Here is a 19,694-nt window from a genome sequence, read left to right on the forward strand (position 1 = left end):
TTGTCGATCAGGGGGTGGGGGCGCGCCAGCCGCTCAAGGGCGTCCGGGCGGCCGAGACTGACCTCCGCGCCGTGCACGACCACCCCGTAGCTGGACAGGCTGGCGAAGGCCCGCGACAGATTTTCCGGAGACATGCCGAGCAGCGAGGCCAGCACCCGCTTTTCATGGGGCAGGACGATCGGATCCCGCATCCCCTGACGAACCCTTTGGGTGATCAGATAGTTGGCGAGCCGCTCCACGCCGCCCCTGAGTTTCTGGTTCTTCACGGCGCGGACCAGGCCGCGGTAGCAGCCGGCCAGTTCCTGGGCCACCGCAAAGCTGAATTCCGCATCCTGCCGCATGGTGCGGCGAAGGGCCTCGCCGGACAGCATCAGGATTTCCGAGCGCTCCAGCGTCCGCGCCGACATCAGGGCGTCGGCGTCGAGTACGACTGCGGCCAGGATGAAGGTGGAGACCGGACGCAGGAGCGCCAGGGTCGTCTCCTTCTCCTTCCAGGATCCCTGGAGTTCGACGGCCCCGTCCAGCAGGATATAGAGGAAGTCGACGGTGTCGCCCTCCATCATCAGGGTCGTGCCGGCCGGGAATCGCTGGAGGAAGGCGCCGGCTGTGACGTCCCGGAAGACTTCGGGCGAGGCCCGCGAAAAGAGCGGCAACGCCCTGACGCGGTCGAGATCGGAGGCGCGCATGGTCATAGGGCCTTGCTCCTGGACGGACTCGGGCGCGCGCCCCGGACTTGATCGCTTACGCTCCGCACCGCCAACATCCTTCCAGTAAAGCACCGCTTGACGAATATCAATCGCCAGCAGCGCGTTAGACAAATAACCAACCAACACATTTCGCTTTACTAGCGTTTTTCTGTATCGGACTGCTTTTGAACCAAGTCTACAAAGACCTCAATTGACAAGAGTCAAATAGCGCGACCGAAAGCCACGCTAGGACTCATGGAACGACAGCCGACGACCGGCGCGTCCCATGGAGCAGGCCCGTTGGCATCCGTCCCTGAAACATCAGCGCCTGGCGCCGGTCCCGCCCTGTGGGTCAGCACCTTCGCCTTCACGGCCTGTTTCGCGGTGTGGACGATCTTTTCGATCATCGGCGTCCAGATCAAGGCCGACCTCGGGCTCTCCGAAGCGCAGTTCGGCCTGCTGGTCGGCACGCCGATTCTCACCGGATCCCTGGTGCGCGTATTCCTCGGCGTCTGGACCGAACAGTTCGGCGGGCGGCGCGTCAGCCTGATCGTCATGGCCCTGGCGGCGGCGGCGACCTTCCTGCTGTCCTACGCCGAAACCTACCCCCAGTTCCTGATCGCGGCTTTGGGCGTGGGCATGGCGGGCGGAGCCTTCGCGGTCGGCGTCGCCTATGTCTCGAAATTCTTCCCCGCCGGCAAACAGGGCACGGCGCTCGGCATCTTCGGCGCGGGCAATGTCGGCGCGGCGGTGACCAAGTTCGCGGCCCCCTTCGTCATGCTGGCGTTCGGTTGGGAAGCCGTGGCGCAGATCTGGGCCGGGGCGCTGCTCCTCATCGCCCTCCTGTCCTTCTTCCTGACCCGCGACGAACCCCAGCTGATCGAGCGCCGACGGACGGGCCAGAAGCCGGTCGCCGCCTGGATGCAACTCGAGCCGCTGAAGGACCTCCGGGTCTGGCGGTTCGCCCTCTACTATTTCTTCGTTTTCGGCGGCTTCGTCGCTCTCGCCCTCTGGCTGCCGCACTATCTGACCGGCGCCTACGGGGTCGGCATCGGCGTGGCCGGGATGCTGGCCGCCGCCTATTCGATCCCCGGCTCGCTGTTCCGGGTGTTCGGAGGCTGGCTCTCAGACCGCGTCGGCGCCCGCAAGGTCATGTATCTGACCTTCGTCATCAGCGTCGTCTGCGCCTTTATCCTGGCCTATCCGGCGACCTCCTATGTGGTCGACGGCATCGACGGGCCGATCCGCTTCCGCCTGGCGATGAGCCTGCCGGTCTTCACCGGGGTGGTCTTCGTGCTCGGCTTCGCCATGAGCCTGGGCAAGGCGGCCGTCTTCAAGCACATCCCCGTCTACTACCCGGATCACGTCGGCTCGGTCGGCGGTCTGGTGGGGATGATCGGCGGCCTCGGCGGCTTCATCCTGCCCATCGTCTTCGGCCTGCTCAACGATCTGACCGGCGTCTGGACCAGCTGTTTCATGCTGCTGTTCCTGCTGGTGCTCACGGCGCTCGTCTGGATGCATTTCGCCGTCCGCCGGATGGAGCAGCGGCGCTCTCCCATGCTGGCGACCCTGCCCGAATTCCCCGAGCTGGCCGGCGTCGGTCCCGACAGGGCCGCGGCCGCCTCGTCCACCCGTTCGCACTAGAGAAAGACGCGCATGTCCCGTCACGTTCTGCATGACTGGCGCCCGGAGGAACCAGGATTCTGGGCCTCCACCGGTCAACGGATCGCCCGCCGCAACCTGTGGATCTCGATCCCGAATCTGCTGCTGGCCTTTTCCATCTGGATGCTGTGGTCGACGGCGGCGACCCGTCTCAACATGGTCGGCTTCCAGTTCTCGACGGCCGAGCTGTTCTGGCTGACCGCGCTCCCTGCGCTGTCCGGGGCCACGCTGCGGATCTTCTACAGCTTCATGGTCCCGATCTTCGGCGGTCGGCTCTGGACCACGCTCTCCACCCTGTCGCTGGCGATCCCCGCCGTCGGCATCGGCGTGGCGGTGCAGGACACGGGAACGCCCTATGTCGTCTTCGTCATCCTGGCCCTGCTGTGCGGCCTCGGCGGCGGGGCCTTCGCCTCGTCGATGGCCAACATCGGCTTCTTCTTCCCCAAGGCCCAGAAGGGCAACGCCCTCGCGCTCAACGCCGGCTTCGGCAACCTGGGCGTCAGCGTCCTGCAGTTCGCGGCGCCGCTGGTCACCGGTCTGGCCCTGTTCACGCCCCTGTTCGGCGCCCCGCAGACCTACGTCGAAAACGGCGTCCAGCATCAGGTCTGGCTGCAGAACGCCGGCTTCGTCTGGGTGCCCTTCATCCTGGTGGCCGCCGCCGCGGCCTGGTTCGGCATGAACGACGTCGCCTCCGCCCGCGCTTCGTTCCGTGAGCAGGCCGTGGTGTTCAAGCGCAAGCACAATTGGCTGATGTGCTACCTCTACATCGGCACCTTCGGCTCGTTCATCGGCTTCTCGGCGGCCTTCCCCCTGCTGGGCAAGACCCTGTTTCCCGACGTGAATATCCTGCAGATCGCCTTTCTCGGACCGCTGGTGGGCGCGGCCTCGCGGGCGATGACGGGCTGGGTCTCCGACCGCTGGGGCGGCCACAACGTCACCCAGGTGGTCTTCTACGCCCTGATCGCGGGCGTGCTGGCGGTGCTCTACAGCGTCGGCGCCTTCGGCGGCGAGCCGGTGTTCGGCCTGTTCTTCGCCAGCTTCATCTGGCTGTTCTTCTGGACCGGCGTTGGCAACGCCTCGACCTTCCAGATGATCCCGGCCCTCGTGCGCGCCGACATGCCCCGCCTCCTGCCCCGCGCCACGCCGGCCGAGCGGCTGAAAGCGTCGGAGCTGGAATCGGCGGCCATCGTCGGCTTCTCCTCGGCCATCGGCGCCTATGGCGGCTTCTTCATCCCCCTGGCCTTCGCCAACTCCATGAAGGCCACCGGAGGGCCGGTGACCGCCCTCTACATCTTCCTCGTCTTCTACATCACCTGCGCTGTCGTGAACTGGGCGTTCTACGCCCGCCCGCGCTCGATCCTGAACCCCACCCTGAATACGGCGGCCTCATCATGAGCCATACCCTTGACCGTCTCGCCTTCTTCACGCGCAAGACCGAACTGTTCTCCGACCGCCACGGCGTCATGAACGACGAGGACCGCGGCTGGGAGGAGGCCTATCGCAACCGCTGGCGCCACGACAAGATCGTGCGCTCGACCCACGGCGTGAACTGCACGGGCTCGTGCTCCTGGAAGATCTACGTCAAGGGCGGGATCGTCACCTGGGAGACCCAGCAGACCGACTACCCGCGCACCCGGCCCGACCTGCCCAACCACGAGCCGCGCGGCTGCGCGCGGGGGGCCAGCTACAGCTGGTATCTCTATTCGGCCAACCGGGTGAAATATCCGCTGGTGCGTTCCCGTCTGCTGCGAGTTTGGCGCAAGGCGCGCGAGACGATGGAGCCGGTCGCGGCCTGGGCCTCGATCCAGAACGATCCGGCGGCCCGCAAGTCCTACACCAGCATGCGCGGGGCCGGCGGCTTCGTGCGGGCGGACTGGGAGGAAATCACCGAAATCATCGCCGCGGCCAACGCCCATACGGCCAAGCGCTGGGGCCCGGACCGGGTGTTCGGCTTCTCGCCGATCCCGGCCATGTCGATGATCTCCTACGCCGCCGGCGCCCGCTATCTGCAGCTGCTGGGCGGGGTCACCGGCTCCTTCTATGATTGGTACTGCGACCTGCCCCCGGCTTCACCGCAGACCTGGGGCGAGCAGACCGACGTGGCCGAGAGCGCCGACTGGTACAATTCCAGCTTCATGCTGCTGTGGGGCTCGAACGTTCCGCAGACCCGCACGCCGGACGCCCATTTCTACACCGAGGCCCGCTACCGCGGCGCCAAGTCCGTCGTCATCTGCCCCGACTACTCCGAGGCCTCGAAATTCTCGGACCTGTGGCTGCCCGTCAAACAGGGCACCGACGCGGCCCTCGCCATGGCCTTCGGTCACGTGATCCTCAAGGAGTATCACGTCGACAAGCAGGTGCCGTATTTCCGCGACTACCTGCGCCAGTACAGCGACCTGCCGATGCTGGTCCGGCTGGTCCCCCAGAATGGCGGCTATGTCCCCGAGCGCCTTGTGCGGGCCTCGGATTTTGTCGGCGATCTCGAACAGGCCAACAACCCCGACTGGAAGACCGTCGCCATCGACGAGGCCACCGGCGAGATCGTCGTGCCCAACGGCTCGATCGGCTTCCGCTGGGGCGAGGACGGCCGCTGGAACCTTGAGGAACGCGACGCCGCGGGTCGCGAGACCACGCTGAAGCTTGGCCTCAAGGACGCGCACGATGAGGTGACCTGCGTCCACTTCCCCTATTTCGCCAATACGGCCAGCAACGGCTTCGCCTCGACCGATCATCCCAAGATCCTGGGCCGCAACGTGCCGGTCCGACGGGTGATGCTGAAGGACGGCGAGGCTCTGGTCGCCTGCGTCTACGACCTGTTCCTGGCCAACTACGGCGTCGACCAGGGCTTCGGCGGCGACTTCATGCCGGAATCGTTCGACGATCTGCAGCCCTATTCGCCGGCCTGGGCCGAGGCCATCACCTCGGTCCCGCGCGACCAGATCATCGCCACCGCCCGTGGCTTCGCCACCAATGCCGAGAAGACCAACGGCAAGTCGATGGTGATCATCGGCGCGGCGATGAACCACTGGTTCCACATGGACATGAACTATCGCGGCGTCATCAACATGCTGGTGATGTGCGGTTGCGTCGGTCAGTCCGGCGGCGGCTGGGCCCACTATGTCGGTCAGGAGAAGCTGCGGCCGCAGACCGGCTGGGCGCCCCTGGCCTTCGCCACTGACTGGATCCGTCCGCCGCGGCAGCAGAACTCGACCTCCTTCTTCTACGCCCACTCCGATCAGTGGCGTTACGAGACCGTCGGCATCGACGAACTGCTGTCGCCGACGGCCCCCGAGGGGCCGTGGAAGGCCTCGATGATCGACTTCAACGTCCGGGCCGAACGGATGGGCTGGCTGCCCTCCGCCCCGGCGCTGAAAACCAATTCGCTGGATCTGGCCAAGGCCGCCGAGGCCGCCGGCGTGGACCCCAGGACCTACACCCTCAACGGACTGAAGGACCGTTCGATCGAACTGTCCTGCATGGACCCGGACGACCCGGCCAACTGGCCGCGCAACATGTTCATCTGGCGCTCGAACCTGCTCGGCTCCTCCGGCAAGGGCCACGAGTATTTCCTCAAACACCTGCTCGGCGCCTCGCACGGCGTCCAGGGCAAGGACCTGGGCGAGACCGGTCAGGTGAAGCCTGTCGACGTCGTCTGGCATGACGAGGCGCCGGAAGGAAAACTCGACCTGCTGGTGACCCTCGACTTCCGCATGTCGACCACGGCGGTCTACTCCGACATCGTTCTGCCGACGGCCACCTGGTACGAGAAGAACGACCTCAACACCTCCGACATGCACCCCTTCATCCACCCGCTCTCGGCGGCCGTGGACCCGGCCTGGGAGTCGAAGTCGGACTGGCAGATCTTCAAGGCCATCGCGAAGAAGTTCTCGCAGGTGGCGCCCGAGGTCCTGGGCAGGGAGCAGGACGTCGTCCTCACTCCGATCCAGCACGACAGCCCCGGCGAGATGGCCCAGCCGTTCGAGGTGAAGGACTGGTTTCTCGGCGAATGCGAAGCGATCCCGGGCAAGACCATGCCCCAGATCACCGTGGTCGAGCGCGACTATCCCAACCTCTACAAGCAGTTCACGGCCCTCGGCCCGCTGCTCGACAAGGTCGGCAACGGCGGCAAGGGCCTGGCCTGGAAGACCGGACACGAGGTCGATCTGCTGCGCGAGCTGAACGGCGCCGTGCTCGAGCCCGGGCTGACCGAAGGCATGCCCAGCATCGATACCGACATCGACGCCTGCGAGACCATCCTGATGCTGGCGCCGGAAACCAATGGCGAGGTCGCGGTCAAGGCCTGGGCCGCACTGGAGAAGCAGACCGGTCGCGAACACGCCCACCTGGCCTTGCCCAAGGAGGACGAGAAGATTCGCTTCCGCGATCTGCTCGCCCAGCCGCGCAAGATCATCTCATCGCCCATCTGGTCGGGCATCGAGAGCGAGAAGGTCTGCTACACCGCCGGCTACACCAATGTGCATGAGCGGATCCCCTGGCGGACGCTCACGGGCCGCCAGCAGCTCTATCAGGATCACCTGTGGATGCGGGCCTTCGGCGAGGCGCTGTGCGTCTACAAGCCGCCGATCGATCTGAAGACGACGCATGTGAAGGGGCTCAAGCCCAACGGCGAGACCGAGATCGTCCTCAACTTCATCACCCCCCACCAGAAGTGGGGCATCCACTCCACCTATTCCGACAACCTGCTGATGCTGACGCTCAACCGCGGCGGGCCCGTCGTCTGGATTTCGGAGACGGACGCCCGCAAGGCCGGCATCGTCGACAACGACTGGATCGAGGTCTTCAACGCCAATGGGGCCCTGACGGCCCGGGCCGTGGTCTCCCAGCGCATCCGTGAAGGCACGACCTTCATGTACCACGCCCAGGAGAAGATCGTGAACACGCCGGGGTCGGAAATCACCGGCCGGCGCGGCGGGATCCACAACTCGGTCACCCGCACCGTGCTCAAGCCGACCCACATGATCGGCGGCTACGCCCAGCTGTCCTACGGCTTCAACTACTACGGCACCGTGGGCTCCAACCGGGACGAGTTCATCGTTCTCCGCAAGATGAAGACGGTCGACTGGCTCGATGAGCCGCTCGAATCCAAGGAGTTCGGCCAATGAAGATCCGCGCACAGATCGGCATGGTCCTGAACCTCGACAAATGCATCGGCTGTCACACTTGTTCGGTGACCTGCAAGAACGTCTGGACCAGCCGCAAAGGCGTCGAATACGCCTGGTTCAACAACGTCGAGACCAAGCCGGGCATCGGCTATCCCAAGGAGTGGGAAAACCAGAAGAAGTGGAACGGCGGCTGGCGGCGCAAGGCCAACGGCAAGATCGAGCCGCGCATGGGCGCCAAATGGCGCATCCTGGCCAAGATCTTCGCCAACCCCGATCTGCCCGAGATCGACGACTATTACGAACCCTTCGACTTCGACTACGGCCACCTGCAGACGGCGCCGGAGATGAAGCATTTCCCCACCGCCCGGCCTCGCTCGCAGATCACCGGCAAGCGGATGGAGAAGATCGAATGGGGTCCGAACTGGGAGGAAATCCTCGGCGGGGAGTTCGCCAAGCGATCGGAGGACGCCAATTTCGAAGGCATCCAGAAGGAGATCTACGGCCAGTTCGAAAACACCTTCATGATGTACCTGCCGAGGCTGTGCGAGCACTGCCTCAATCCCACCTGCGTGGCCGCCTGTCCCTCCGGCGCGATCTACAAGCGCGAAGAGGATGGCATCGTCCTGATCGATCAGGACAAGTGCCGCGGTTGGCGGATGTGCGTTTCGGCCTGCCCGTACAAGAAAATCTATTACAACTGGGACTCCGGAAAATCGGAGAAATGCACCTTCTGCTTCCCGCGCATCGAGGTCGGCCAGCCGACCGTCTGTTCGGAAACCTGCGTCGGCCGCATCCGCTATCTGGGCGTGCTGCTCTATGACGCCGACCGGATCGAGGCCGCCGCCTCGACCCCGGACGTGAAGGACCTCTACCAGGCCCAGCTCGACATCTTCCTCGACCCCCATGACCCCGCCGTCATCGCCCAGGCCCGCGCCGACGGCGTGCCGGAGGCCTGGCTCGAGGGCGCGCGGCGCAGCCCGGTCTACAAGATGGCCATCGACTGGAAGGTCGCCTTCCCGCTGCACCCCGAATACCGGACCCTGCCGATGGTCTGGTACGTGCCGCCGCTGTCGCCGATCCAGAACGCCGCCGCCGTCGGCGCCCTGGAGATGGACGGCGAGATGCCGGATGTGAACTCGCTCCGCATCCCGGTGAAATACCTCGCCAACCTGCTGACCGCCGGGGTCGAGGCCCCGGTGACCCTGGCGCTGCGACGGATGCTGGCCATGCGGGCCTATATGCGCGCCAGAACCGTGGACGGACGGATCGACCACGGCCTGGCCGACACCGTCGGCCTGACGGCGGCCCAGATCGACGACATGTATAAGATCATGGCCATCGCCGACTACGAGGACCGGTTCGTCATTCCCTCGACCCACCGCGAGACCGTCGAGGACGCCTACGACCTGCGCGGCGCCTGCGGCTTCACCTTCGGCAACGGCTGTTCCGGCGGACGCACCGAACTGGGCCTGTTCGGCGCCGACAAACGCTCCCGCGCCAAACCGACAGCAGAGGTGGCCTGATCATGGCTTTGACCTATCGCGCCCTCGCCCTTCTGCTCAGCTATCCGACCGCGGAGATTCAGGCGGTCGCGCCCGAGATCATCGCCGCCATCCGCTCGGAAGGCATGGTCCCGGCGCCGATCGTGGGGGCCCTGGAAAAGCTCGCGCGCAAGCTGGAGCAGGACGACCTCTACGACCTCCAGGAGGGGTTCGTTCACCTGTTCGACCGGACCCGATCGCTGTCGCTCAACCTGTATGAGCACATCCACGGCGAGAGCCGCGATCGCGGACAGGCGATGGCGGCCTTGATCGAACTGTACCGGTCCTACGGGCTGGAACTGACGGCCAATGAGCTGCCGGACCACCTGCCGGTGTTCCTCGACTTCCTGTCCACCCTGCCGGAAGAGGAAGCCGCGTCTCTCCTCGGCGAAGGCGCGCACGTCCTGGCCGCCCTCACCGAGCGGCTGCACAAGCGCGAGAGCCCTTACCGGGCCGTGTTCGGGGCGCTCACGGCCATGACAGGGGCCGTGCCGGACTCCGACGCGGTCGCCGCCCTGATGCAGGAACCGGACGACAATCCCGACGACCTGGAGGCGCTGGACAAGGCTTGGGCGGAGACCGCCGTGACCTTCGGTCCTTCGGACGAGGGGTGTCCGAAAGCCGACTCCATCCTGTCCGCCATGAACGCCGCCCCGCCCCCCGACAAGAGCCGCCGCGCCGGCGCGGCCGCCTGAGGATCGTCACATGGACCTGAATTTCATCGTCTTCGGCGTCTATCCCTATATCGCGCTGGCGGTCCTCGTGATCGGCTCGGTGCTGCGCTTCGACCGCGAGCAATACACCTGGCGCACCGGCTCGTCCCAGCTCCTGCGGCGCAAGCAGCTGATGCTGGGCTCGGTGCTGTTCCACCTCGGGATCCTCGCCATCTTCGGCGGGCATTTCGTCGGGCTTCTCACGCCGATCGCGGTGTGGGACTTCCTCGGCGTCAGCCACGGCTTCAAACAGATGCTCGCCATCGTCGCCGGCGGCGTCGCCGGGGCCGCCTGCCTCGTTGGCGGTTGCCTGCTCCTGCACAGACGCGTGTTTGATCCCCGGATCCGCCAGAACTCCAGTTTCGGCGACACCGCCATCCTGGCCATCCTGCTGGCCCAGCTGTGTCTCGGCCTCGCCACCATTCCTCTGTCGCTGGGCCATCTCGACGGCCACCAGATGATCAAATTTATGACCTGGGCCCAAGGGATATTCACCCTCAACCCGGCCAGCGCCGGCTTCGTCGCCGACGTCCACTGGATCTTCAAGGCCCACCTGACCTTGGGTCTGACCATCATCCTGATCTTCCCGTTCACCCGGCTGGTCCACATGCTCTCCGCTCCGGTCTGGTATCTGAATCGCCGCGGCTGGCAGCTGGTCCGCAGCAAGCGCCGGATGCCGGTCGCCCGCGGCGCCGGAGACCTGGGCCAATGAGCGGGGTCATCGTCGTCGACGGGGTGGCCCTGCCCGAGCGCCTGGTCGCCGAGGAGGCCCAGAACCATCCCGCCGCCACGCCCGAAGAGGCGCGGACGGCCGCCGCCCATGCCCTGGCCATCAAGGCCCTGCTGCTGGATCGGGCGGACCAGCTCGGCCTGACGCCGCAGGCCGAGCAGGACGAGGACGGCCGCGAGGAGACACCGGAGGAGGCCCTGGTCCGGGCCGTGCTGGACATCGAGATCGAGGTCGAACGGCCCGACGAGACGCAATGTCAGCGGGTCTATGACAGCGCGCCGGAGCGGTTTCGCACCCCGCCCTTGACCCAGGCCTCCCATATCCTGTTCGCGCCCAAGGGCGACGACGAAGCCGCCTGGCGGTCGGCCCGCGCCGCCGCCGCCGCCGCGATCGCGGAACTGGCCCGGCATCCGCACCGGTTCGCGGACCTGGCCGAGACCCTCTCGGATTGCCCCTCCAAAAGCGTCGGGGGCTCACTTGGACAGCTCTCGCCCGGCGACCTCGCGGCCGAGGTGGAGGCCGGGCTGGCGCAGTTGCAGGATGACGAGACCTCGTCCGAGCCGGTGCGGTCCCGGTTCGGCTGGCATGTCCTGCGGCTGGACCGACGCATCGAGGGGCGCCGGCTGCCTTTCGAACATGTCCTCCCCCGCATCGCCCTGCATCTGGAAAGCCGGGCCTGGACGGCGGCCGCGGCCCGCTATGTGTCCGGTCTCGCCGCCGAGGCCCGCGAACGGGGCGTGGCCCTCAGCGTGACGGAAGATGGCGGTCTCGCTCCCGGAGCCCTGTCCCTCGGCGACCTGCTGAACGACCAGGCCGCCGTCACCGCCCGACTTGAGGTCTGGCTCGACGAGGCCGACCCGGCGCTGGCCGTCCAGGCCCGTGAGACAGCCGCGACGACAGGGGTCAGTCTGGCCGAATTCGTCCAGGGCGAAATCTCGGGTTTCATCCAGGGCGCCGACGACCAGGGCTGGACCCGACTGATCTCGGCCGCCCAAGGCTCGGACGATCCGGCGCTGGCCTGCGTGCGCGCCATCCTGAAGTCGAAACTGAAAACGCCGGGCCGATCCTACGCCATCGTGCGGAGACACTGAGATGCCGACCGTCAGTCGAACCGCCCTGCTGGCGCTCGCCGCTATGGCGGCGCCGGCCGTGGCAAGAGCACAGACCCCCGCCCCGCCCCCGTCTCCTGCCGCGGCCGCCGCCTCGAGCCGCTCGGGCGACATCCTGTTCGAAAGCCGCCTGCGCTATGAAGGCGTCCGCCAGGACGGGCTCGACGACGCCACGGCGCTGACCCTGCGCACGCGCCTCGGTTGGCAGAGTCCTGAGCGGTCCGGCTTCCGCCTGCTGGTCGAAGGCGAGTCCGTCGCCGCCCTGGTCGATGACTACAACGACACCATCCACGGACCCTCGACCTATGCCGTGGTGGCCGATCCGGAAGCGTTCGAACTCAACCGGCTGCAGGTCGCCTGGAGCGGCCTGCCCGACACCGAGGTGATCCTCGGTCGGCAGCGCATCGTGCTGGGCTCCGCCCGCTTTGTCGGCAATGTCGGCTTCCGCCAGAACGAGCAGACCTTCGATGCGGTCAAGGTGACGACCCGGGCGTTTGAGCCGCTCACCGTCACCTGGGCCTGGATCGACCGGGTCCACCGGGTGTTCGGCGACGACAGTCCGGTGGGCGAGTGGCGCTCGGACAGTCATCTCATCCATGTCGAGGCGCCGACCCCGGCGGGCAAGGTGACGGCCTATGGCTATCTGCTGGACTTCAGCAACGCCGCCGCGCAGTCCTCGGCGACCTGGGGCGCGCGACTGGAGGGAAGCCGCAACCTGTCGCCGGACTGGTCGGCGCTCTACGCGGTCGAGTATGCCCGCCAGTCGGAGTACGGGGCCAATCCCGCCCGGTTCGACCTCGACTATGGGCTGGTCTCGGCGGGACTGAAGCGCGGTCCCCTCACGGGAACCCTGGCGCTTGAGCGGCTGGACGGCGACGGCGCCCAGGCCTTCCAGACCCCCCTGGCGACCCTGCACGCCTTCCAGGGCTGGGCCGACGTCTTCCTCACCACGCCCCGCGACGGGCTGCGCGACGTTTCCGCGACGGTGAGCTATGCGGTCGACCGTCCGCCGCTGGGGCGCAGCGCCACCCTGACCGCTTCCTGGCGCGACGTGCGGGACGCGAACGGGTCCGCGCGCTACGGCCGTGAACTGGACGTGTCGGCCCGGTTGGCGCTGGACGCACGGTGGGCCGTCGAGATCAAGGGCGCCCGCTTCGACGGGACGCAGGCCGCGTTCGCAGACCGCGACAAGGTCTGGGCCGCCGTCGACTACCGGTTCTAGAGCGATGACCGGACCGGGAGAGCGGACAAGCGAGAGCCTCCGGATCGAGCCGCTGCCTCCCGAGCTGGTTCATGAACCGCTGAACTGGCTGTTCGCCGAACACTATCGCCATCGCCAGCTCTGCCAGCTGATCGAACGCGTGGGAAACGCGACCGTCCTGTTGCGCGACGAGGCGCAGGAAATCCTCGACTTCCTGCGTCATGACATGCCGCTGCACGTCATCGACGAGGAGGACGACCTGTTTCCGCTGCTGCGCCGGCGCTGTCAGCCCGCGGACGAGCTGGACGCCGTCCTGGGCGCGCTGTCGGCCGAGCACCGCGACGACCTGGAGCAGGCCCGCGCCTTGATCGCCGGCTTGCAACAGGCTCTGGAAGACGGCCAGGCGCCCGGCCGCGACCGGGAGACCCGACGCCTGTTCACGGAATTCGCCCTGCACGAACGCCGCCATATCGCTCTGGAGAACGCCGTGGTGCTGCCGATCGCCCGCCTGCGCCTGACGGCGGCGGACCTCAGATCGCTCAGCATCCGTCTGGCGGCGCGGCGCGGCGTTTTGCTGGACGTCCGGGGCGACGAGGCTGCGTCATGATCGAGGATCTGCTTCGCAACAATCTGACCTGGGCGGCGACCCGGACCCGGCTCGACCCGGAGTATTTCCGCCGGCTATCGACACAGCAGGCGCCGCAGTATCTGTGGATCGGCTGTTCCGACAGCCGGGTGCCGGCCAATGAGGTGGTCGGGCTGCAGCCGGGCGAACTGTTCGTCCACCGCAACGTCGCCAATCTGGCGCCGGCCCAGGACATGAATCTGCTGGCCGTGCTCCAGTTCGCCCTGGAGACGCTGAAGGTGCGTCACATCATCGTCTGCGGTCATTACGGCTGCGGCGGCGTGCGCGCGGTGCTGGACGGACAACGTCACGGCATCCTCGACCACTGGATGCAGCGGGTGCAACGCCTCTGCGAGGACCACCGGTCAGACCTCGACGCCATCCACGACCCGGAAACACGGGTCAATTTCATCTGCGAAAAAAACGTCTTGGCCCAGGTGCGCTCCCTGTCCCGCAACCCCTTCGTCACCGACGCCTGGCGCCGCGGCCAGCCGGTGTCGATCCACGGCTGGATCTATTCCATTCGCGACGGCCTGGTCCGGGATCTCGAGACGACGGTCAGCGACGCTGAAGAGGCCGGTCGACTGGTCGCGCCGCTCCCGCTTCCCAGGCGCAGCGCCGCCCGGGTGGCGCGGCCCCGGCCGCGTGGCGCCGCATGAGCCTCGTCATCGCACTCCTCGCCGGCGGAGCGGGACGACGGATCGGCGGCGGCAAACCGCATCGGCTGCTCGGCGGAACCCGCCTTCTGGACCGGGCGCTGACGACGGCCCGCGCCATCGCTGCGCCGACGATCCTGGTCGTGCGTGAGCCCGGGCAGGTGGACGGCTTCGCTGGAACGGTGGTGCTGGACGCGCCCGGGATCGCCGGCCCCCTCGCCGGCCTGTTTTCCGCCCTCGCCTGGGCCGCGGACTCTGGCGCCGACCGGGTCCTGACCCTTCCCTGCGACATGCCCTTCCTCCCGGCCGACCTCTATCCGCGGCTGGAGTCGGCCTTGACGAAGGAGGTCGGGGCGGTTCTCGCCGCGAGCGGGGGCCGGCTGCATCCCGTCTGCGCCCTGTGGCGCACCACCGCGACGCCCATCCTGGCGCAGCGGGCGAGTGAGGGGCGGCTGTCCCTGCACGGGTTGAGCGAGGCCGTCGGCCGCACCGTCGTGGACTGGCCCGTCGATGGGGGAGACCCCTTCATCAACATCAACACCGCCGAGGATATGGCCGCGGCGGAAACGACCCTGCGGAGGCAGTCGTGATCCTGCCGCCGGTCCAGGCGTCCGCCGGGTCCGCTGCACCTGTACCGGCTCAGGCCCAGGTGATGGCAATTCAGCCTCGCAGGGAAAGGGCACGCCGGAGATCCGCGGACGCCGGGTCGAGCGGCGCCAAGAGGGTCGAGTTCGACGCCCTGGAGCAGATAAAGAGCGGTCTCCCCGGCTTCTTCCTTGCAGAGGTCCGTCCATGCCAATCGGCAGCGATACCATGTCCAGCCCAAGCGTCGGCATCATAGGCTTCGGCGCCTTCGGGCAACTCATCGCCCGCCACATTCGGCCGTACTTTCGGCTGTACGCCTATGACCCCGCCTCAGGTCTCCAGTCGATAGCCGACGGTCTTGGCGTTGCGCTCACCAGCCTTGAGAGGGCCGCGAGTTGCCCGGTGATCGTGCTCGCCACGCCCGTCGGACGTCTGGCCGAAGTGGTCGACGCCGTAGCCCCGCACATCCAGCCCGGATCGCTCGTACTCGACGTGGGATCCGTGAAACTGGGACCCGTCGCCATCATGAGGCGCGGACTGCCAGAGTATGCCGGAATCGTGGCCACGCACCCGCTGTTTGGCCCCCAGAGCGCGCGCGACGACATAGCAGGCCTGAAGATCGCCGTGTGTCCGATCCGGGGTCGCGGCGGCTATCGCCTGGCCGCGTTCCTCCGGCGGAGACTCGGATTGAACGTCATCATGACCACACCCGGGGACCATGATCGCGAAATGGCGACGGTCCAGGGACTCACCCATCTCATCGCCAAGGTATTGGTGCGGATGGAGCCGCTGCCTGAGCGCATGACCACGAAGAGCTTTGACCTGCTACTCGAGGCCGTGAACATGGTTCGCCACGACGCGCCGGAGGTTTTTGAGGCGATCGAGAGTTCGAACCCCTACGCCGCTGGCGTCCGTCGGCGGTTTTTTGAACTGTCGTCCGCACTGGATGTCGAGCTCGCGGATGGCTCCGTTTAGCCCCGCTCATCATCAAACCACGTTGTTGCGCGATGGCATCCGGCGGGGGGCGAGACTGCCTGTCGCGGCTGCCGGGCAACGCCACACCGCTCTGGTCCCTGCCGCGCTTTCCGCGGCGGCGAGATAGAACTCAGCCCCCCGGACAGAGTTGACAGCCGACGACATGGGAGCGCACTATCGCCCTCGTAATGTGGAAATGCGCCATCCCCTCGCGGAATACGCTTCACGCCGGACGCTTCATCGGACGCGTCTAGCCCCAAACTCGTCTTGAGCGAAAGCTTAGAGTTTGGGGACTGTCTTCCTACACGCACTACATTGAACTCAGCGGCATGATAACTTCGGCTGCTCCCGACGCGTGTTCGGAAGTCCAGACTTTTCCAACAACCTGAACGCTGCGAGCCTCGGAGGCGTACGTCCCGATGAGCCGCGTCAAATTCAACTGAACCGGACAACGGCATGACGAAAACCAAATCCAGGACGGTCAAGAAACCGCGACTTCTCATCACGACGAGCGACCTCGAACTCCTGGAGTCGATGGTGGGTCATTCGCCGACCTCCGCCGCCGCGAAATTGCTGGAGGAGGAGCTCGGCCGGGCTGTGGTCGTCGGCGAGTCCTTCAACGGCCGGCCATTCTGCCGGGTCGGGAGCCGGGTCACCTACGAGGATCAGGGGTCCGGCCAGACGCGCGAAATCCAGCTCGTCCTGCCCGCCGATTCCGACATCGACAAGCGATGCGTGTCGGTCCTCAGTCTCGTCGGCGCCTCGCTGCTGGGCCTGACGACCGGCGCCGAGTTCGACTGGACGGACGACCGGGGGCGGCCGCACCGGCTCAAGGTCCTGGATGTGGTGAATGATCATGCCCCGCACATCGGATAGCGACGCCCGGCTGCTCGCGGCCGCGTCATCGGACGCGCTCTGCGCGGCGCGCTGGGAGCGCATTGATCTGGAGACCCGGCGACCGGGCGCGGGGCATCGCGAGATGCTGCTGGCACGCGCGGCCGAACTGGCTATGTCCCCCGTCGGACGAGACCAGCTGATGTCTCTCGCCCTCGAACCTGGCGCGCTGACGGGGGACCCTGAGGCGTCCCTGATCGACCTGTCCGACCGGTCCGCCGAACGCGCCCGGATCGCACAGATCGTCTTCGGACGGGGGCCTCGCCGGTCGTCCGAGACCGAGGCGCTGGTGATCCAGATCGAGGAGGAGCACGCGCGACGCCTGGGTCGGGAAGCGCGGTTCGACCTCCTGCCGGAGCGTCTGCTGCAGGATGCCATCCTGCAGGAACTGCTATGGGACCATCCCGATATACCGGCGAGCTTCGATACCCGGCTAACCATGCTCTGCTCCGTCCCCCGGCTTCGCGAGCGATCCGAAGACCTGTCGTCCGGCTGGTCGTGGAGCGCGCTGCCGCGCTGGTTCAACGCCTTTCTGAAACGAGCGGCCTGATGAGAGAAAGACACAACATCGTCGGGACGGAAGTCGGCCGGCCGCGCGCCCCCTTCTATAGGCGACCCGGCCTGAGGCTCCAGACCCCGCGATCTGAGGGGAGAAGAGTCTGGATCCTCATCGCCCTGATGCTGGCCGCCGTCAGTGCAGGCCTCGCGCTGCTCATCTAACGTCCGCCGGGGGGCGAACCCGAAGCGCCAGCGACCCTGAACTTCTGCCGAGTTTTGCGGGCCCATGGATCGTGTCCCCACCGGTCGGTCAATGTCTCAAGGTGACTCCTCGCAGACCTTGAAGAAGTCCGCTTTGCGGGTCTGCAATCGAGCACCGTCCATACAAGACGATTCACCTTTGGCGTTCGTCCCGTGATCTCACAGGCCGCCGATCACCTGTTTCAGGATGCCGGCCGCCGGGCGGTCGCGCGGCGACGGCGGCGCCTGGGCGTCCTGGACCAGCGACAGCACCAGCGGCAGCCAGCCGTCCCGGAGATCGGCGTTCAGAAGCGCCAGCGAGGGCCGGGCCTCAAGGACCACCTTCTCGATTCCCGGAGCCAGGGTCGCGCACAGGTCCGGCGGCGAGGTGACCAGATATTCGCGGCACGACAGCGGACGGTCGGCGTGGATCGAACACGCCTCATCTTCCAGAAAGGGGCAGGCGACGCCGGCGGCGAAATAGTCCCGCGCGATCACCTGGCGATCATCGCGGTTCCGGTCCAGCCGCTCCATCAGGCCCAGCGGCTCCAGGGTGTCGAGGGCCGCGTCGAACCGGCGGCGCACCCGTTCGCGCCGGGGCTCGGGCATGGCCTCGACCAGCCGGGCCAGGGCGCGGGCCTCCGCGGGGGCGACCGGCACCAGCTGGCGGCAGCAGGCGCCGCAGCCGGCGCGACAGGAAATCTCGCGGCCGTCCGCCTCGGCGCGCGCCGTCGCCCGGGTCGCGAACAGGCTGCTGAGGCCGTGCAGGATCGGCAGCACGTCCTCGACCGCGACCGGGCCGGCGGGCACGGTCATCTCGACCGGAATCCGCTCTCTCCCCACCTCCAGCACCACCCGGCCGGTCGCGGTCGGCCGCCCGTCCGGCGGGATCGCCGACAGGCGCACGACCGCATCCTCGTCCGGATCGACCCGTTGCGGCGGCGTCCCGCGGCGTACGTCGGCGCGCCTGGAACTCGTCTCGTCAGCCACTATCGCCGGCTGGGTCCGGCCCGGTTGTTCCCCGGTTCGGCTGGCAGGGCGCACTGCTGAACACCGTCCCGGGTGACGACCTCGCCCCGCTGGGCGATGCAGGCGCGGGCCGTGTAGTGGATGTCGATCTTCGTAAAGTTCAACGCGACACCCTGTTTGTGGATGTCGAGGTCTCCCGGCGCCGGCAGCCGGCACTGTTGCACGCCTTCATGCCTGACGACCTCGCCGCGCCGGGCCATGCAGGCCCGGGCGGTGAAGTCGGCGTCGATCTTGAGGAACATGTCGACGGCTCTCGTCTGACTGGCGGGCCCCGATGGATCCGACGGGGTCGCGCGACATGCGCTGAGCCGGGCGTCAGGAATGTGTTTGCCGTTGGCGCAGGCCGTGCGCTGGGCGTCCTGGTCGATGTGATCCCGGTTCGGAGTCGTTCCGGGAGCCGCGACGACGGTCCCTGGCGACGGACGCGAACTTTCCTGCGCCTGGACCGATACGACGATGACGCCGAGATCGAATATGGCCGCGCCGGCCAGGATGATCGCTGTTTTCCGCATGGTGTCCATTTCCTTGTTTGGGTCTCTGGGACGGGCGTCCATCGACGGGGACCGGTCCCGCCTGTTGCGGGGTCGATACCTGCATCAGGGCCGAACGGCCCCCTCCTGGCGTGTCGTCGCTGGCAGGCGGCATTGCTGGACGCCCTCATGCATCAGAACGACGCCGCGTCGCGCGGTGCAGGCCTGGACCGTATTCAACCGGTCGATCCGCCCCCATGACCAAGACTCAATGTCGATGGGTCCGCCGGATGGGTTGGCGGTCGCCCGCGTTTCTCCGTTATCTGGGCGACCCCTGTTCGACATCCGGCCGCCGCCGGTTCCTCCAATGCCGTTGACGGGGACCGAGGCCTCGGCGGCGATGACTCCGCCAGATGAGTTGACGGTCGCCCGCGCGTCTCCGGTCTCTGACCCCGATGCGCCGCCCGGAGCCGGTGGCGCGGTGGTGCGGGAGGTCGCCTCGGTCAGGGTGACGCGGACGCGACCGCCGCCGCGCGGGATGACGACGACCAGCCGTCGTCCGTCGGTTCCGAGGATATCGGCCCGCCCCCGATCGCCCGGCATGATGGGCGCCGAGACCTGGACCGTCCGTCCCACCTCGACCCGCGCGACGGCCGGACGCCGCAGCGTCTGCACGGCTGGAATCAGGACTACGGCGCGGCCCTCCCCGACGGCGAACTCGGCCCGACCGAGGTCATCGGTCGTCCTTGGCGAGACGAGCCCCTCGGGATCGTGCTCGAGGCCGACCTCCACACCCGGAATGGGGTCGCCTGGGTTCGCGAAGGCCGCGAGCAACAGGCCGACGGCGGCGATGGCGAGAAGGCGACGGATCATCGGCGGTCTTCCCGTGGCTGGGGAATTAGTGGGGTCCCGCGGCGCGGTCCAGCGGCGGGGCCAGCCCCGGTCAGGGGGCCGTCG

18 protein-coding genes are annotated in these 19,694 nt (G+C 67.3%); 14 read left to right on the forward strand and 4 right to left on the reverse strand.

What is annotated here, in order from left to right; all coding sequences use genetic code 11:
• Nucleotides 1–692, reverse strand: a 692-nt coding sequence (locus VN378_RS04850) for a cyclic nucleotide-binding domain-containing protein (RefSeq protein WP_325741511.1), incomplete at its 3' end; no start/stop codon positions are given.
• A gap of 294 nt (nucleotides 693–986) precedes the next feature.
• Between VN378_RS04850 and VN378_RS04855 the strand changes: the two genes are divergently transcribed.
• The 14 genes from VN378_RS04855 to VN378_RS04920 all read left to right on the forward strand — a co-directional run bounded on the left by VN378_RS04855 (nucleotide 987) and on the right by VN378_RS04920 (nucleotide 17,050).
• On the forward strand, nucleotides 987–2,330 hold the full coding sequence (locus VN378_RS04855) for a nitrate/nitrite transporter (protein ID WP_325741513.1): 1,344 nt from the start codon (nucleotides 987–989) through the stop codon (nucleotides 2,328–2,330).
• Nucleotides 2,331–2,342: 12 nt separating this feature from the next.
• A complete protein-coding gene (locus VN378_RS04860; RefSeq protein ID WP_325741515.1) occupies nucleotides 2,343–3,743 on the forward strand; it encodes an MFS transporter in 1,401 nt (466 codons plus the stop codon).
• Nucleotides 3,740–7,471, forward strand: coding sequence for a nitrate reductase subunit alpha (locus VN378_RS04865; RefSeq protein ID WP_325741517.1), 3,732 nt, complete (start codon nucleotides 3,740–3,742; stop codon nucleotides 7,469–7,471). The genes VN378_RS04860 and VN378_RS04865 overlap by 4 nt, the downstream gene beginning before the upstream one ends.
• Nucleotides 7,468–8,994: a nitrate reductase subunit beta gene (gene narH / locus VN378_RS04870; protein WP_325741519.1), complete on the forward strand. Its 1,527-nt coding sequence runs from the start codon at nucleotides 7,468–7,470 to the stop codon at nucleotides 8,992–8,994. The genes VN378_RS04865 and narH overlap by 4 nt, the downstream gene beginning before the upstream one ends.
• 2 nt (nucleotides 8,995–8,996) lie before the next feature.
• A complete protein-coding gene (gene narJ / locus VN378_RS04875; RefSeq protein WP_325741521.1) occupies nucleotides 8,997–9,707 on the forward strand; it encodes a nitrate reductase molybdenum cofactor assembly chaperone in 711 nt (236 codons plus the stop codon).
• A 10-nt stretch (nucleotides 9,708–9,717) separates the two neighbouring features.
• Nucleotides 9,718–10,437, forward strand: coding sequence for a respiratory nitrate reductase subunit gamma (narI, locus tag VN378_RS04880; protein ID WP_322256271.1), 720 nt, complete (start codon nucleotides 9,718–9,720; stop codon nucleotides 10,435–10,437).
• The gene (locus VN378_RS04885; RefSeq protein WP_325741524.1) at nucleotides 10,434–11,546 is read left to right on the forward strand and encodes a peptidylprolyl isomerase; all 1,113 of its coding nucleotides are present in this window, start codon (nucleotides 10,434–10,436) and stop codon (nucleotides 11,544–11,546) included. Before narI ends, VN378_RS04885 begins: the two co-directional genes overlap by 4 nt.
• A gap of 1 nt (nucleotide 11,547) precedes the next feature.
• Entirely contained in the window at nucleotides 11,548–12,786 is a 1,239-nt protein-coding gene (locus VN378_RS04890; protein WP_325741526.1) for a hypothetical protein, read from the forward strand.
• Between the two features lie 4 nt (nucleotides 12,787–12,790).
• On the forward strand, nucleotides 12,791–13,372 hold the full coding sequence (locus VN378_RS04895; RefSeq protein ID WP_325741528.1) for a hemerythrin domain-containing protein: 582 nt from the start codon (nucleotides 12,791–12,793) through the stop codon (nucleotides 13,370–13,372).
• The gene (locus VN378_RS04900) at nucleotides 13,369–14,049 is read left to right on the forward strand and encodes a carbonic anhydrase (RefSeq protein WP_325741530.1); all 681 of its coding nucleotides are present in this window, start codon (nucleotides 13,369–13,371) and stop codon (nucleotides 14,047–14,049) included. Before VN378_RS04895 ends, VN378_RS04900 begins: the two co-directional genes overlap by 4 nt.
• Complete coding sequence (mobA, locus tag VN378_RS04905) at nucleotides 14,046–14,636, forward strand: molybdenum cofactor guanylyltransferase (RefSeq protein ID WP_304931008.1); 591 nt, start codon at nucleotides 14,046–14,048, stop codon at nucleotides 14,634–14,636. Before VN378_RS04900 ends, mobA begins: the two co-directional genes overlap by 4 nt.
• A gap of 202 nt (nucleotides 14,637–14,838) precedes the next feature.
• A complete protein-coding gene (locus VN378_RS04910; RefSeq protein ID WP_304931009.1) occupies nucleotides 14,839–15,606 on the forward strand; it encodes a prephenate dehydrogenase in 768 nt (255 codons plus the stop codon).
• Between the two features lie 456 nt (nucleotides 15,607–16,062).
• Nucleotides 16,063–16,482: a GreA/GreB family elongation factor gene (locus VN378_RS04915; RefSeq protein ID WP_304931010.1), complete on the forward strand. Its 420-nt coding sequence runs from the start codon at nucleotides 16,063–16,065 to the stop codon at nucleotides 16,480–16,482.
• Nucleotides 16,457–17,050: a hypothetical protein gene (locus VN378_RS04920; protein WP_325741534.1), complete on the forward strand. Its 594-nt coding sequence runs from the start codon at nucleotides 16,457–16,459 to the stop codon at nucleotides 17,048–17,050. Before VN378_RS04915 ends, VN378_RS04920 begins: the two co-directional genes overlap by 26 nt.
• Before the next feature lie 368 nt (nucleotides 17,051–17,418).
• On the opposite strand, the gene VN378_RS04925 is transcribed toward VN378_RS04920, so the two are convergent.
• The 3 genes from VN378_RS04925 to VN378_RS04935 form a co-directional block, all read right to left on the reverse strand.
• The gene (locus tag VN378_RS04925; RefSeq protein WP_322256266.1) at nucleotides 17,419–18,228 is read right to left on the reverse strand and encodes a YkgJ family cysteine cluster protein; all 810 of its coding nucleotides are present in this window, start codon (nucleotides 18,226–18,228) and stop codon (nucleotides 17,419–17,421) included.
• Nucleotides 18,228–18,779 (reverse strand): hypothetical protein, encoded by a 552-nt coding sequence (locus tag VN378_RS04930; protein ID WP_322256265.1) that lies wholly within the window; start codon nucleotides 18,777–18,779, stop codon nucleotides 18,228–18,230. The genes VN378_RS04925 and VN378_RS04930 overlap by 1 nt, the downstream gene beginning before the upstream one ends.
• A gap of 84 nt (nucleotides 18,780–18,863) precedes the next feature.
• Nucleotides 18,864–19,610: a hypothetical protein gene (locus tag VN378_RS04935; protein WP_322256264.1), complete on the reverse strand. Its 747-nt coding sequence runs from the start codon at nucleotides 19,608–19,610 to the stop codon at nucleotides 18,864–18,866.
• Between the last annotated feature and the right edge of the window lie 84 nt (nucleotides 19,611–19,694).

Source organism: Brevundimonas sp. (assembly GCF_035561115.1).
Classification (GTDB): Bacteria; Pseudomonadota; Alphaproteobacteria; order Caulobacterales; family Caulobacteraceae; genus Brevundimonas.